A 15,847-nucleotide genomic window follows, 5' to 3' on the forward strand; every position below is an offset into this window, starting at 1 on the left:
CGCCATTCCTGTCGATGGTCGGCGATCTTGAATCACTTTGACGATGACCTCACCGCCGATCTCGAAGACTGTCGCTGCGACGTTTGCGAGCCAGATATTAATCGCAGCGTAGAAAAGGCGGTTGAGGCCGAAAAACGAGAAATCGCGGAAATCATTTCCTGATGTTGATTTAATTAACGCGGGACCGGACGGCTCGCGCCGTTCCGCTATGAAGAGCACTCAATCACTCAATGTCCCCGGAAGCCCCGGAAGTAGGTGACGCCCGCAATTCTCGGTCTCGGAGAGACGGAGCTACATGAAAAGGGACGCTGACCATGGGGGGGTGAATTGCAGTTGAGGGTTCGAGCGGAGACAATGAAACCCCGTTGTTTTGCGATTCAGCGGGAAGTCAACGCGTGGCAATGAATGTTCGAACAGGAGACCAATATGTTCCCGATCAAGCTGGCAGTTTTTTGGGTGTTGCTCGCGACTCTTGCGATCTCGCCGTCCTCCCTGCCGGCCGCAGACAACTTGAGCGAGATTTTGCGGAAGCACCAATGGGATGGAATCGTTGGGACATGGGTGGACGCTCAGACGAAAGGTGAGATTTCCAAAGTTACCTATGCGTGGAAAATTGAGGAGCGTGTCATCGAGGTCACAAGCGAGGGAAGCGGACTCGAGAGCGTTTCTTTGATGGGAGTCAACGCGAGGACTGGCGAGGTCTTCCATATGGGAGCCGACAGCGAAGGTGCGTCTTCACTCGGGAAATGGACCATCGATGAGAAGGGGGACGCCGTCTTGGGGCTGCTCTTCACCGCGGGTGACGGAGAACAGGGCGGATTGAGTATTCGCCATCACCGTGAGGATCAAGACACAATGATCGTTACCCTTGAACTTCCGGAACCCACTACCGTCAAAATGATTCGGGTCAAGCCAGCGCAATAAGACACCGCGGAGTCACCTGTTGGCGAAGGTGACTCCGTTTGACCGGCGTTCATGATTTTCCGTTTGCGAAGTGACGCTGTCCTGTTGCGCTGGTAGGCAGGAGATGGTGAATACACAATCAGCCCTGCGTACCCGCTGAGCCGCCAGTTCAGGGAGCCGCAACAAACTTTCGGGCGGTCGTCTCGTAGGCGACGATGGCCGCCTCGGAGTCGAGGTCCTTTTCGAGTTCGGGATGTGCGGCGAGGTATGCGGTCACCTCATCTTCACTGGCGACGGGGCCGCCACTGTCACCACAACCGCACATCAGCGATCCGAAGAGCACAAGGGCGGACAACTGCGTCAGCGAAGGAACGTTTGAGAAAGGTATCATGAGTTTATTTATTGGTGAGAGCGGATAGACAAAAGGACGTATCAGTAGAGAGCGAGGTCTCGCATTCGAATTGGTTGAACGTGTGTGGCGTTTCAAAGTCTTCGGAGGCGAGAGTGTTCAGTGGTCCTCTCGATTTTTGGGTTGGCAACGCCGGATAGGCTACCGGTCTTGAGCCTGTGCTCCTTGAAAGCGAATCGCATGCGGATTCGCTAAAAATCAAATCGAGAACCTGGATCTTGCGGACGTTTAGAATTGCGCTTCGATCGTTTCCTTCGATGCCGCAGTGCTTAGGGCACCCCAGAGACCGAACGGACTCTTTGAGCCAACGGCGAGCGGTCCGCCGTGGTAAACCTGGGCACTTGTTTCATCGCCAGCTTCAATCGAATCGGTGATAAATTTGACGGCTCCGTCGCCCATCAAGATGTGGCAGCCGCCTTGGTGTCGGCTTCCCGGAGGAGCAATCATTGCGTTGCCGTGGTAGTTGAGCCGCCCGCCGGTGCCTTTGGCGACGCAAATCTCTTTGTTGGGAGCGAGGATCGCGTTCATTTGGCCATACATCGGTCGTCCGGATGCCCACTTGTAGCCGCGTCGTTGTTCCGAGTCGCCCACGTTCGTGCCGCTCGCCCAGAACTGCGGGCGTTCCGGATCGATGAAAGTACGGCAGGACAAGGCTTCGCCAGCGTTTCGGATTCCTTGTCCGGTTCCGCGACCACTTGCGGCGCCGCCGATGTCTGCTTTGCCGTGAGTTCGTTTGTCTTGATCGCCCAAGTCGGTTGGGATTTCACCCATCGCGATTGTGTTGGAAAGACCATCCAAGACGTCACGGAAATAAGAGTCGGCACGTGCTTTGAACATGCCGCGGCACGACGCGCGAGCCAACTCCGCCAAATTCGAGGGATTCGAGCGGTCTCCGTTTTCGTCGGCGTACCCGTGATTGCAGATGTATGCCGAGTCTCCCGAACATGCGGCGTAGTTTGTGCGACCCGCCGAAGGGAGTCCTTTGCCTGGATCGCTTGGGCAGCGCAGGCTCGGGACTTCGGTTAGCCACGGTTCGTAGCGACTTATCTGATGGTGACTCAGGTTGGCCTGCGGATTACCGCCCATCGGTTGATGGATCTTTCCGTTCTGATCTTGGAGCGGGTTGGAGATTTGTTCCCACAATCCTTGCTGTTCCAGAAACGGCATCAAACCGACCAAGATGCTGAGTTCTTCACGGTTGTTGGATGACGGTGCGGTTGTGCCGCCATTGGGTGCACCAATGGCATTGGTGCCCCCTTGTAGTCGTGGCAACTGGTTGTACGCGGAATGGTAGTTATGAATCGCCAATCCGAGTTGCTTGAAATTATTACTGCAACTCATCCTGCGAGCTGCTTCCCGAGCCGCCTGCACCGCGGGTAACAGCAGGCCGACGAGTACGCCGATAATGGCGATAACGACCAAGAGTTCCACTAAGGTGAAACCTCGACGCGTGTGTGTCGTTGTGTGAAAACGCATCAAAAGCACTCCGTATAAGCGACGTGACGAAAAAACCGCAATGGGGCGCTTTGTCCCCGCATGAGTTGTTTCCGTGGTAGATTGTCGCAGTGCCACGAAAAGTTTCAAAATTCTCGGAAATCACGAATTGACTGAGAAATTGGTTCAAAAAGCCAGAATTCGTGGCACGGAGTTATGAAAGCGGCTAAGTAAGCATGACCACACGGCACTTCTATCCGTGCGCGTCGCATTCCTCCGCCCGCTTTGAACACCGCTTCGTCTCACGGAGATGAAGCCGGCGGCTCAATTGAGTTTCTCAATGACTCACCGAAACCAAAAGAAGCGAGAGAATTTGCTGTGACCCCTTTCGATTCCCCACATTCAAAAGCCGAAACGCTTGTTCAGTTGCTGTCGGAGCACCACGATCAGCTTTACCGGTATATCTATTCTCTCGTCGGAACATCGCACGATGCGCGAGACGTTCTGCAAGAGACCTCGTTCGCTCTCTACGAAAAATTTGAGCTTTTTGACTCGAGCAGACCGTTCCTGCCCTGGGCGTATAAGTTCGCCTATATCCACGTGCTCAAGTGGCGTGAAAGCCAATCGCGTCAGATGCCCCTGCTCAGTGGCGATGTCTTGGAGTTGTTGGCGCAAGAACGGCAAAGTCAAGAAGGTGCGTTGAGCGAACGGTTGACAATGCTCGGTGAGTGCATGAGCCAGTTGCCTGAGGATGACCTGGAGTTGGTCCGTTCACGTTATCTCGAAGGGCTTGCTCCCGATTTGATTGCCGAAAAGGTGAACGCGAGTCGTCGCACCCTATTTCGCGATCTCAAACGGATCCGGCATCTTTTGATGAACTGCATCGATAAAAAACTAGCGATGGATGAGTTTTGATGAACCAGAAAAACGATCCCCATGCGACCCGTCGACAATTGGAAGAGCTTGCATCCGCAATCATTGACGGAACGGTCGACCACGAGCAAATCGAAGAGCTGGATTTCCTGCTGCGTGATGCGCGAGAGAATCGAGTGTTCTTTTTGCAATACATGGATTTGCAGTCGGGAATGGTGAGCGTGCTTTCGAGCGACGCCGACGAGAAGCATGCTCTGACGGACTCCTCGTTCGATTGGGCGTCGACACTTGCGGAGTACGCTGCATCGCGACGATCGCCTGCCGCTACGCAAGGAAAGGTTTCTGCTCTGGGAAACGGGGCGGTTTCGCGGGTCCGCAGTAACGTGGCGCCGTGGATCGTTTCGGGCGTGTCGTTGGCCGCGTCGCTGATCTTTGCGATCGCGTTTTACACCACGCAAGCGGTGGATCAATCTCAACATCAGCCGACGATGGTGCAGCAGGTCGTCTCGCAAAATGCACAGCGTGATGTCGTTCGACTTGTCGACCTCGCTGGTGCAGAACTGTTCAACGAAGCGGTTCCCGCGAGAGGTAATTCACTCGAATATCAACGCGAATACGCACTCGTCAGCGGGATGATGTCGCTGAAGTTTCCCTGTGGAGCGGAGGTGATCTTGGAGGCGCCGAGCGTGATCGAGATCGCGGATCCGATGCAGCTATTGGTTAAAGCGGGAAAGTGCAGCGTGCACGCGCCGGATGGGGCGGAGGGTTTTCAAGTGATTACGCCGCAAACAGAGGTGACGGATTTGGGGACCCGGTTTTCAGTTTCAGTCGAAGAAGGCGGGAACACGGAAGTGCAGGTTATTGAAGGTGCCGCAGAAGTCCGTCAGCTCGATCAAGACGAATCGGAAAAAGTGCTTCTCAACGAAAAGCAAGCAACACGATTTGATGGCGGTGAGTCTTCGACGGTTGAGTTCACGCCGTCAATGTATCGCAGCCAGCTCCCTGATCGCGTGATCGGATTTGAGGTCAACAATGAAAGTGTTGCGACGGCAGGGAGGTTGGAAAGTGTGACGATTCAAAGCGCCGGTGTGCCGCACACGTATACCGTTGACCAGTTGATCGGGGTGGAGGTGATTCATTTTCGGGCAGGGTCGAACAGTAGCAATGTATCGATGCCTGTTGGCCAGAACCTAGGCGATGGGGACAGCCGACGGATTGTGATCGAGTCTGACGCGTATCTCCACACAGGCTTCCTTAACCCCGGCGGACGCATTGAGCCGTTGTCAAGTGATCCCATCATCAGCGGGGACGATGACGAGGGGCTCACGCAAGGGATTGCGGTTCGCTTTCGGGAACCGGTCGTTAATCGCCCCGGGCCCGACATGGTTTTTTTTGAATTGCAATCTGCGATGAATCCTGCTGCGGGCGATGCGTTCCATGTCAGCCCGCTCAAGTTCGAACCAGGTTTGCGAACACACACCGTGACGCGATACGACATCACGTTGAATTCGCCGGACGCCTGGCAGATTCCCGATTTTGAATTGATGCAGTTCACGTCGCGAGTGAAATCGGTCAATGATTTACTTTACGGAACATTCGAGGTGCGAAATCCAGGGATGGCGTTCTGGGCCATCGCAGTGAGCATCGACTTTAGCGATCTAGGTTACGCTGAGGATTCGGTCGTCGAAGGTGTCTTTTTTCAAGATGTGTTGGATGACGAACACTACGTCGATCCAGTCTTCATTGCTGGTCTTCCTCCCGTGAGCGAGGGAACCAAATGAAAGTGCTCAATCTGTTGACGCTGTCAATTGTGCTTTGCTCAGCAAGCGTTTCTCGCGGCCAAGAAGTATCACCGGAACATGCGAAGTTTTTCGAAAACGAAGTGCGTCCGTTGTTGGTCAAGCATTGCTATGAATGCCACAGCGATGGGGAATCCAGTGGTGAGCTGCGACTCGACACGTTCGCCGATTTGATGATCGGTGGCGAGTCGGGCGATCCGGCCATTGTCCCCGGCAAACCCGGTGAAAGTTTATTGATCGACGCGATCAATTATGAATCGGTGGAGATGCCACCTGACGGAAAACTCTCTGATCACGAAATCCAAACGTTGACCCGATGGGTTGCGATCGGGGCACCTTGGCCGGGAGCCGATCCGAACGCCCCGCTACGCAAACGCGAACAATTTGATGACGCGGATCGAGCGTGGTGGGCGATTCAGCCACTGCGGAAACCGCGAGTTCCGAACCCGCAAGGTAATCGATGGGCGTTCAATCCGATCGATCATTTTATTGCCGAACGAATGGTGTCGGAAGGTTTGTCGCCGGCCCCTGAAGCCACCAAAACGCAATTGGTTCGTCGGTTGTACCTCGATGTGACCGGATTGCCGCCAACGCCAGGGCAAGTCGACGCGTTCCTAAACGACAATTCGTCTGACGCGTACGAGTGTCTCGTTGACACGCTGTTGAATTCCAAGGAGTACGGGGAACATGCCGCGAGGCAGTGGCTCGACCTCGTCCGATATGCCGACAGCGACGGATACCGCGCCGACGGTTTTCGGCCGCAAGCGTGGCGTTACCGCGATTACGTCATCAAGTCGTTCAATAATGACAAACCGTATGACCGCTTTGTCCAGGAGCAGTTGGCGGGCGATGAGATGTTCCCCGATGACCTCGATGCTCAGATTGCACTGGGGTATCTGCGTCATTGGGTTTATGAATGGAACATCCGAGATGCTCCGACGCAGTGGAACACGATCATCGAGGATTTGACGGACACGACCGCCGACGTGTTCATGGCAATGGGATTGCAATGTGCCAAATGCCACAATCACAAGTTTGACCCGTTGCTGCAGAAGGACTATTTCCGCCTCCGTGCATTCTTTGCACCGATCATGCCTCGTGATATTCCGGTCGCGAGTGGGGAGGAGATCGCTCGCTATGATGCTGCGCTGGAACTTTGGGAAGTGAAAACGGCAACGATCCGCGATGAAATCGCCGAGATCGAACAGCCCTATCGCGACAAATACCGTGACGAAGCGATTGACCGTTTCCCGGGAGATATCCAAGCGATCGCGCGTACTCCGGAAGAACAGCGAACGGCGTATGAGGATCAAATGGCGTATCTCGTTCAGCGTCAGGTTCAAGCCGAATACAATCGACTCGACTCGGTGATCAAAGGTGAGAAGAAGGAACGATTGGTTGAGCTACGCCGGAAACTCAAGGCGTTTGATTCTCTCAAACCGAAATCCCTTCCGATCGCGATGGCGGTGACCGAGGTGCTTAAACCGGCACCACCGACGAGCATCCCGAAGTTTAAAGACAAGCTGATTGAACCGGGCGTGCCGACAATCATTGAAGCCTCGCCTCTGCCGATCGATCCGAATCCATCGTTGGCAACCAACGGTCGCCGTACGGCGTTGGCACGCTGGATCACGAATCCAGAAAATCCGCTGACCGCACGAGTCATTGCGAACCGAATTTGGCAAAGCCATTTCGGTCGAGGGCTGGCCGAAAACCCGAGCGACTTTGGCATTCTTGGTGGCCCGCCATCGCATCCCGAATTGCTCGACTGGCTGGCGACTCAGTTGATCGAAGAAGGTTGGAGCCTGAAGTCGCTTCACCGGACGATCCTGCTTTCGGCAACCTATCGGCAATCAACGCGGCATCCCGAGTTTGCCGCGTACCATCAAATCGATCCGACGAACGACTATTACTGGCGGCATGACACGTCGCGGCTGACTGCAGAACAAATTCGTGACTCACTGTTGGTCACCAGCGGCCGTATGAAGAGCCGCACCGGCGGACCCAGTGCTCATGGCGATTCACCTTACCGTTCGATTTACACACGGCAGATGCGGAACTCGCCCGATCAGTTGCTAAACAGTTTTGATCTTCCGCAGTTTTTTTCGAGTAACTCGTCGCGGAACACCACGACGACTCCGATTCAGTCGTTGTTGATGTTCAACAGCGATCAGATGCTGTCGTACGCGAGGTCATTGGCGGAGGTTGTGTCGCGTCAGTCGGGTGATTTGGAAACGCGGGTCGCGATTGCGTGGAAGCGGGCGTTCGGACGCGACGCCACGCCAAGTGAAGTTAAATCTTCGTTAGCTTTCATCGCCGCGCAAACCACGCACTTACGATCGATTGAAAAGAAACGAGCCGAGGGCGAGGGAGATCAGACGCTGATCGAAACGTCGAAATTGCCATATCGAGATGGCCAGGCGGTACGCTTTCAAATCGCCGATCCTTCGTTAGTGTTGTCAATTCCGCATTCCCCTGAGTTAACCGTCGGCGATTTTACGATCGAAGCCTTCTTTCAACTGCGGTCCATCGCGAACACGGGGCATGTTCGCTCGATCGTCAGTAAGTGGAATTCGCGGAAAAGTCCTGTCGGATGGAACTTCGGCGTTACCGGCAAGGGATCGCGACGCAAACCTCAGACACTCGTCATGCACATGTTCGGACCACTGCGAAGTGGCAAAGACGGTGAAGCGGCGATTTTCTCGGATCAACATATCGCGTTGGATACTCCGTACTACGCATCCGCAAGTGTTCGGTTGGCCAAAGATGGAGAGCCCGGCACGGTCACGTTCTTTTTGAAGGACTTGTCGAACGATGATGAACCGCTGCAAATCGCGGAGGTGAAACATGACATCAGCGAAAGCATCGCCAACGAGGCGCCGCTATCGATTGGTCGCCGCAGCGATTCAAACGGGACCTATTTTGACGGCTTGATCGACGATGTCCGGTTGGTTGGACGTGCGATCGGCGTCGATGAGATCTTGCATACGGTCGAACGTGACATCCCCGGCGTGGTCGGATACTGGCAGTTCGAAGTCGATCCGGGCGTACGGCGAAACAGCGCCGGTGAAAAGCATGGAATCAAGGCGACCGGCGAAGCGATCATCGACTACACGCCTGAAGAAGCAGCATTCGTCGATTTTTGTCACGCGTTACTTAATTCGAATGAGTTCTTGTATGTCGATTGATCAACGAGCGATTTACGGTACAGAACACTAAGCGATATTGCAGGTCACCGTCCCAGTTGGCGACTGTGATGGCTTAATCAATTCATTATCCCCACCCTTCTATCCAACGATCGACACTCAAATGAGAGCAGAGAATGTCTGCTTTCGTTTGGAAGATCGTAAGGGCATGTCACGCGCATGTTCCCAATAATCCTACGCGCGTTCCCGAGCAAATCGATTTCGCTTTGTTTGGGATCGAGAATGATTCCCGCCCCATCTCCCTCCCCCCTTCCAATCTGTCATGCACATCAAGATCCCTGAATCGAGACGTGAATTCCTTGCGCACAGCGGTGCCGGTTTTGGCGCAGTCGCATTGGCCGGTCTGATGTCCGGCGCGAACGCGGAGCCGATTCGCTCAAGCGATAGAGGTGTCAAAACGCCTTCGCTCAATCCGGTCGCTGCGAAACCTCCGCACCACAAACCGACCGCCAAACGAGTGATCTTCCTGTTTATGGAGGGTGGGCCGAGCCATTTGGATTTGTTCGATCCAAAACCTCTGCTCAATGAATTAGCGGGCCAAACTATCCCAGATAGCTTTGGTGAAGTGATCACGGCGATGGGTGAGATGAAGTCGCCGCTGCTCGCGAGCAAACGCAAGTGGAAGCGGCACGGTGAAGGAGGATTGTGGGTTTCCGACTGGTTGCCCCACATCGCCGAGTGTGCAGATGATCTCGCGGTGATTCGCTCGTGCGTCGCCGATGGGATCAACCATTCCGCAGGCGTTTGTCAGATGAATACGTGCTCGATCTTGAGCGGGCGTCCGTCGCTGGGCAGTTGGGTGACGTATGGGCTCGGCAGTGAAAATGAGAACCTGCCGGCGTTCGTCGTGATGCAGGACAACAACTCGCAAATTGTCAACGGGCCGCGAAACTGGGGTGGCGGGTTCATGCCGGCCGCGTACCAGGGCACGCGTCTAAGTGAGGGAAGTCAACCGATTCCTTACTTGAATACACCCGAAGGTGTGACGCAAACGCGGCAATTGTCAAAGCTTGACTTCCTCAACGATCTCAACCGCAATTACGCGGAGATGCATCCGGAGCAAACCGAGTTGGAAGCCCGCATCGCGAGTTATGAGTTGGCATTTCGCATGCAAGCGGAGGCTCCTGATGCGATTGATTTGAGCGACGAGACCGAAGAGACGCTCGAACTGTACGGCATCAATGACAAAGAGACGAGTGGATACGGTCGGCTGTGTTTGCTCGGTCGACGATTGGCTGAACGGGACGTTCGGTTTATTCAGTTGTATAGCGGTGCTGGGTCGAAGTGGGACTCGCACAGCAACATCGAAGGCAACCACTCCGGGTTGTGCCGTGGCGTCGACAAACCGATCGCGGGGCTGCTCAAAGACTTGAAACGCCGTGGAATGCTCGATGACACGCTCGTTGTCTGGGGCGGTGAGTTTGGCCGTACGCCGATGAGCGAAAAGGGCAATGGCCGCGATCATAACCCCAGCGGTTTCACGATGTGGATGGCCGGCGGAGGTGTGAAAGGCGGGCAGGCGATTGGTGAAACCGATGAGCTGGGATTGCACGCGACGGTGGACCGCCAGCACGTGCAGGACTTGCACACCAGCATCCTGCACTTGCTAGGTCTCGACAACATGGATTTGACCTACCTTCACAAAGGTCGTCCCGAACGCCCGACGATCAATGAAGGGAAATTCTGCGAACAACTGGTGACGGGGTAATGATGAATATTCAATCGATTTTTGCCGCGATCACACTCGCGATCCCTTGTTTGTCATCGGCCCAGGCCGCAGAAGCCAACATTGTCGCGAAGTGGACGTTCGATTCCGAAGAGGCCGCACCGCTCGACCTGAACGGAGAAGTCGAACGCGACCAAGCCGGTCCGAGGCCTCCTGAGTACCCCGAGTTCTCGGATGACAACACCGCATTGAAATTCAACGGTGGTGGCTACTTGGCTGTTCCCAAGGTCCTCAATGACGATCGGTTTCAATTTCGCAACGGTGACAAAATCACGATCGAGGCTTGGGTCAATCTCGATGCCGCTCGCGACGGACAACAGATGTACGTGATCGGCAAAGGGCGTACGGGTTCGCCGCAATTTCGTCCGGACAACCAGAATTGGGCGTTGCGAACCGTCTCACATGGCGGCACCGTGCGAGCGAGCTTTCTCTTTGCGACTAAGCTTTCGCGAAATGAATCGCATTGGCATCGCTGGACCACGGACGATGGATTTGAGTGTGCAACAGGCTGGCACCATATCGCCGTTGCGTATCATTTTGGCAACCCCGAATCAGTCCGCGGTTGGATTGATGGCCAACCAGCCAAAGGCCGTTGGGACATGGGTGGTCCGACCGAAGAGCCACCTGTTGTGGATGATGACGCGGTTTGGATCGGATCATCACGTGGTGGCGGTCGAGCCAACAGTTTTGTGGGGCATCTCGACAACGTTGCCATTCACCGAGACTTTCTCTCCGACGAAGTCATCGCGTCCCGATTCCATCGTGTCGGCGGTCCACGAGTCGCAGCAGCGAAACCCGTTCCCGAGCCGCTGCCCGAAGTTGCACCGGAGTTGAACGACGTCCCCGCGGGCAAGGTGCTGTTCACGTTTGCCGAGGGCTTGCCGAGTAACGCACGTTGGTTACTCGAAGGCGAATCATGGCCGGAGGAGATCACGCGTTGGACGAGCAATGCGTTTTTATTGCCTCGCGTTCCCGTTCGTTATGATTCTTGGGGCATTCGCGGACGCTGGAACTCACCGATGTTGGTCCGGGCGGCCAGTGATGTTTCGCTGCCACCGGGGAGGCATCGTGTCCTAGTCAGGGCGAGATCACTCAGTCGGCTTTGGATCGACGGAAAAGTTGTTGCTCGCACGCGTAAGAACTCCCACGGCGGCGGCAATCTGCAACCGATTGTTCCGATCGCCGATCCGCCCGCACCAGGCAATCGCGTGGTTCGCTTTCCTCAACAGGAGGTGTTTGGCGAGTATGTCGTCGAAGGCGGGCAAACGAAATCGGTACGTGTGATCTTTGAACTGGTCGTCGGTGGCAAGGGGCGTCGCACCGAGTCGGGAGAAGTTTGTATTGCCATCCAGCCCGAAGATAGCAACACGTTCGTCGTGCTCGGCCCGTCACTTTCGCTTCCGTTGACCGATGAGGCGGCGAAGGAGGAATTGGTGAAAATGGAAGAGTCGCTGACGAGACTTGATGACTTTACTCGCCGCGCGGCGTCGTCATCGCAAGATGGATTTTGGAATCACCGGCATGAGATTGCACGGGACGCAATGGAATTGCAGAATCATCGTCGTGGACGATTTGGCGATCATCTGATCGACGAGGCGATTGCCAACAAGATCGGTACGGCCGTTGCGAAGTCGAACCGGCACGATGAAAAGACGACGACGCATTTCTACGATCGTGTGCTGCCGATATTGCGTGACCAATGTTTCCGGTGTCACGGCGAGAAGGGCAAAGGCGGGTTGCGATTGAATTCGCACGAAGCCGTTCTCGCGAGCGGTGAGTCTGGTGAACCGGCAGTCGTGCCGGGCGATCCGGATAACAGCGAATTGATTGTTCAGATTCGCGATGGCAACATGCCGCCCACCGATACCGGGCTCACTCCCGAACAGATCGAAACGCTCGAACATTGGGTCGCATCCGGCGCCGTTTGGCCCGCCCAGCCAGTGGATCCGGTGGCGATCGCAGTCTCGCCTGTTATCAGAGATGAAGCGTTCTTGCGACGAGCGTATCTCGATGTGGTCGGCGTCCCACCGAGTGAAGACGAAGCCGGAGCATTTCTCAAACGCCCCAATCGAGATGCGTTAATCGACACGTTATTGGCTGACGAGCGATACGCCGATAATTGGGTCAGTTTGTGGATGGACTTGCTTGCCGAAAACCCGACGTTGTTGAACGTTTCGCTGGGCAGCACGGGACCGTTTCGTTGGTTCCTTTATGAATCGCTGCGTGATAACAAGCCGCTCGACCGCATGGTTACCGAGCTGATTTTGATGCGTGGCGACGCCCACTATGGTGGCAGTGCCGGGTTCGCAATCGCCGGTGAAAACGACTCCCCGATGGCGGCCAAGGCCCACGTGCTGGCGGCGGCGTTTTTGGGCATTGATTTGCAATGTGCACGTTGCCACGACTCACCCTATCACAGCACCACTCAGGAAGATTTGTTTTCGCTGGGCGCGATGCTGAGCCGGAAATCGATCACTCCGCCGAAGACCAGCCGGGTGCCGGATGAGTTCTTTGTCAGTCAAACGCGTGAGCCTTTGATTCAGGTGACGTTGAAGCTCGGTGAGGCTGTCAAGGCGAAGTGGCCGTTTGCCGATTTCACGGGAGCGGAGGATTCCCCACAACTCGACAGGTTGATGCACAATCCCAAGGATGCCCGAGAGCGTTTGGCAGCTTTGTTTACCGCACCGAGCAACGTTCGATTCCCGCGTGTGATGGTTAATCATCTGTGGAAACGTTTGATGGGGGCCGGCTTCGTCGAGCCAGTTCATGATTGGGAAGGCAGAACACCGAGCCACCCTGAATTGCTCGAAGAACTGGCAACCGAACTGGTGACGCACGACTATAACCTGAAACATGTCTTGCGGCTGATCATGACATCGGATGCCTACCAACGCGAAGCGACCGGACAGAATGAAGCCGCACCGGCTGAGCAGCGTTATTTTGCTGCTCCTGATCGCCGGCGTTTGACGGCGGAACAGGTTGTCGATTCGCTGTTTGTGGCCAGCGGTTGCGAGATGGATGTGGAGGAATTGACGTTCCTACATGATGGCACGCAATCGATGGACCGACGTGTCACCCTCGGCACGCCGACGCGAGCATGGATGTTTGCCGGACTGAATAACGAACGCGATCGGCCCAGCCTCTCGTTACCACGGGCGCAGGCAGTCGTCGACGTGCTCGAGGCGTTCGGTTGGACGGGGACACGGCAGCAGCCGATCATCGAGCGGGAGACGGATCCCAACGTGCTCCAACCAGGCATTTTGGCAAACGGGAATCTTTCCAAATCACTCACGCGAGCTGCCCACGAAAGCGAGTTGGCTGACTTGGCGGTGAAGGCGCGGTCATCAGAACAACTGGTTGAGTCGTTGTTCCTGCGTTTTCTTTCTCGGTATCCCAATGATCGTGAGCGAGAGTTGTTTGTCACAACGCTGGAGAATGGGTTTGCGAATCGGTTATTGCTATCTAGCGATGTCACTCCGCCGCCGGTCGATCCATTGTTACCGCAGTCGACGTGGACGAACCACCTGTTGCCAGAAGCGAACGAGATTCAGCAGGAATGGGAACGCAGGGTTAGACGTGGGCCGTATGCCGATCCGCGACTTCGCCCCGAGTGGAGAGAAGTGTATGAGGACGTGGTCTGGAGTCTCGTCAATCACGCCGAGTTCGTTTGGGTTCCTTAAAAATTTGGATGTGTGATGTTTGCGTGAACGGTAAGCAACGCCGGCACTCGATCACGCTTCGTTTTCTGGTCAGTAAAAGGTTTTGTTGAATGAATATCAATCGTCGCCAAGCTCTTGCGATCGCTGCATCCGGTGTCGTGCTGCCGCAGTTTGTGTCTGCCGAGGCAACGCCACCGCAAATCGTCGGCAAGGCGGATCACGTGATCTCGATTTGGCTCGGCGGTGGAATGGGGCAGATGGACACGTTCGATCCCAAACGCAAGGGCGATCCGAAAGCGAAGAAAGCTGGTTCTTACTACGACGCGATTGAAACAAGCGTTCCTGGTGTCCAGCTTTGTGAACACCTGCCAAGAATGGCTCGTCTGATGGAGCAGGTTACCGCGGTCCGCAGTACGCATCACGAAGTCATTGATGAACATGCCGCAGCCACCAATCGGATGCACACCGGACGTGACATTAGCGGCACGGTCACGTATCCATCGCTCGGATCCATCGTAACCCATGAACGCGGCGTCGTTCACGACGGTGCGCCCCCGTACGTGTTGATCGGGTATCCCAACGTCACACGTGGGCCGGGATTCCTGGGTGCCAAAGACAGCTATCTGTATCTGACCGACACCGGGCAAGGGCCCGCGGGACTTTCGCGTCCCGATGGCATCACGCCCGATCGCCAAGCACGTCGGGAGATGTTTTTGACCGCATTAAAACAGAGCGGCAAGGCCGTCGCCGATCAAAAGATGCGTGATTACGACGCGGCGATAGAGCAAAGCTTAAAGCTCAGCGGCCCTGAATTCGGTGACGTTTTCAAGCTCGAATCCGAAGCCGACAGTCTGCGAAATCTCTACGGCGGAGAGTTTGGGCAACGATGTTTGTTGAGCCGCCGGTTGGTGCAACGTGGTGTGCGATTTATCGAGGTTTCTCATAACCTGAACTTTCTCAACGGTGCGGGATGGGACGTTCACAACGCAGGGATTGTCGACCAACATAAGCTGATTCGTGAACTCGACAACGCGGTGGCGACCTTGATCACTGACTTGCAAAACCATCGGTTGCTGGACAAAACGCTGATTGTGATCACGACGGAGTTTGGTCGTCCACCTGAGTTTGACAGCGGCGGCGGGCGCGGGCATCAGGGCAGAGCTTTCTCGTCCGTGTTGGCAGGCGGCGGTCTGAAACACAGCGGCGCGTATGGCGTGACGGATGAGTTGTCGAAAACGATCGTGGAAAACCCTGTCAGCATCCCCGACTTTTTTGCGACCATCTGCGCGGCTCTCAATATCGATCCCGCCAAGAACCTTTATGACGGCGACCGCCCCGTCCCCATTACCGACCGCGGTCAACCGATACGAGCGTTGTTCGGCTAGTGCACTGTCAGCAATAAAGTTTGTTGTGGTACCGGACGGCTTACGCCGTTCCGCTAAGTTTTATAGCGGAGCGGCGCGAGCCGCCCGGTAATCCTCGACATCTTACTCAATGCAACCGGGCCGGCTTGCGCCGCACCGCTAACAAAGTAGATGGATTTGGTCGCGAGCCGCCCGGTTTAGGCAACCGTCAGGTTCAGGTTAGACGACGCACTCGCGATTTGTCAGCGATCTAGATTGACGTGTTTCTTCTTTAGTACTTCGTACGGGTTGCGTTTGGGGGGGATGAACCGAGCCTGACTCCTCATCGGATGTCGTTGGGGCATGCGACGGTTGCTTGGAAGCGGGTTTTTTTTGGCCGGCTTTTGTGAAAGATCAACGCCCACGATCAAACCGCCTTCTCGCCAGTCGGCTCGTTTGGTGGCGGATGGGTTAGGGGCGTTTTCGAGTGAGCCT

Annotated in this window: 9 protein-coding genes; 7 read left to right on the forward strand and 2 right to left on the reverse strand. The window is 55.5% G+C overall.

Going from position 1 to position 15,847, the window contains the following annotated elements; genetic code table 11:
* Positions 1-426: 426 nt before the first annotated feature.
* Positions 427-924: a hypothetical protein gene (locus NB063_RS01425; RefSeq protein WP_250926948.1), complete on the forward strand. Its 498-nt coding sequence runs from the start codon at positions 427-429 to the stop codon at positions 922-924.
* A gap of 148 nt (positions 925-1,072) precedes the next feature.
* Here NB063_RS01425 and NB063_RS01430 read toward each other — a convergent pair whose 3' ends face one another.
* Positions 1,073-1,294 carry a hypothetical protein gene (locus NB063_RS01430; RefSeq protein ID WP_250926949.1) on the reverse strand — a complete coding sequence of 74 codons (222 nt, stop codon included), beginning with the start codon at positions 1,292-1,294 and terminating at the stop codon, positions 1,073-1,075.
* Between the two features lie 246 nt (positions 1,295-1,540).
* A complete protein-coding gene (locus NB063_RS01435; protein WP_250926950.1) occupies positions 1,541-2,788 on the reverse strand; it encodes a DUF1559 domain-containing protein in 1,248 nt (415 codons plus the stop codon).
* Between the two features lie 336 nt (positions 2,789-3,124).
* Here NB063_RS01435 and NB063_RS01440 point away from each other — a divergent pair, with 336 nt between their 5' ends.
* From NB063_RS01440 to NB063_RS01465, 6 genes are all read left to right on the forward strand, one after another.
* Complete coding sequence (locus tag NB063_RS01440; protein ID WP_250926951.1) at positions 3,125-3,661, forward strand: sigma-70 family RNA polymerase sigma factor; 537 nt, start codon at positions 3,125-3,127, stop codon at positions 3,659-3,661.
* Positions 3,661-5,400, forward strand: a complete 1,740-nt coding sequence (locus NB063_RS01445; protein WP_250926952.1) for a FecR domain-containing protein — start codon at positions 3,661-3,663, stop codon at positions 5,398-5,400. The genes NB063_RS01440 and NB063_RS01445 overlap by 1 nt, the downstream gene beginning before the upstream one ends.
* The gene (locus tag NB063_RS01450; RefSeq protein ID WP_250926953.1) at positions 5,397-8,606 is read left to right on the forward strand and encodes a DUF1553 domain-containing protein; all 3,210 of its coding nucleotides are present in this window, start codon (positions 5,397-5,399) and stop codon (positions 8,604-8,606) included. The genes NB063_RS01445 and NB063_RS01450 overlap by 4 nt, the downstream gene beginning before the upstream one ends.
* Before the next feature lie 280 nt (positions 8,607-8,886).
* Complete coding sequence (locus NB063_RS01455) at positions 8,887-10,332, forward strand: DUF1501 domain-containing protein (RefSeq protein WP_250926954.1); 1,446 nt, start codon at positions 8,887-8,889, stop codon at positions 10,330-10,332.
* Between the two features lie 2 nt (positions 10,333-10,334).
* Complete coding sequence (locus NB063_RS01460) at positions 10,335-14,030, forward strand: DUF1553 domain-containing protein (protein WP_250926955.1); 3,696 nt, start codon at positions 10,335-10,337, stop codon at positions 14,028-14,030.
* An 89-nt stretch (positions 14,031-14,119) separates the two neighbouring features.
* Positions 14,120-15,394 carry a DUF1501 domain-containing protein gene (locus NB063_RS01465; protein WP_250926956.1) on the forward strand — a complete coding sequence of 425 codons (1,275 nt, stop codon included), beginning with the start codon at positions 14,120-14,122 and terminating at the stop codon, positions 15,392-15,394.
* The last annotated feature ends 453 nt before the right edge of the window (positions 15,395-15,847 follow it).

It is taken from the genome of Aporhodopirellula aestuarii (genome assembly GCF_023701485.1).
Classification (GTDB): Bacteria; Planctomycetota; Planctomycetia; order Pirellulales; family Pirellulaceae; genus Rhodopirellula; species Rhodopirellula aestuarii.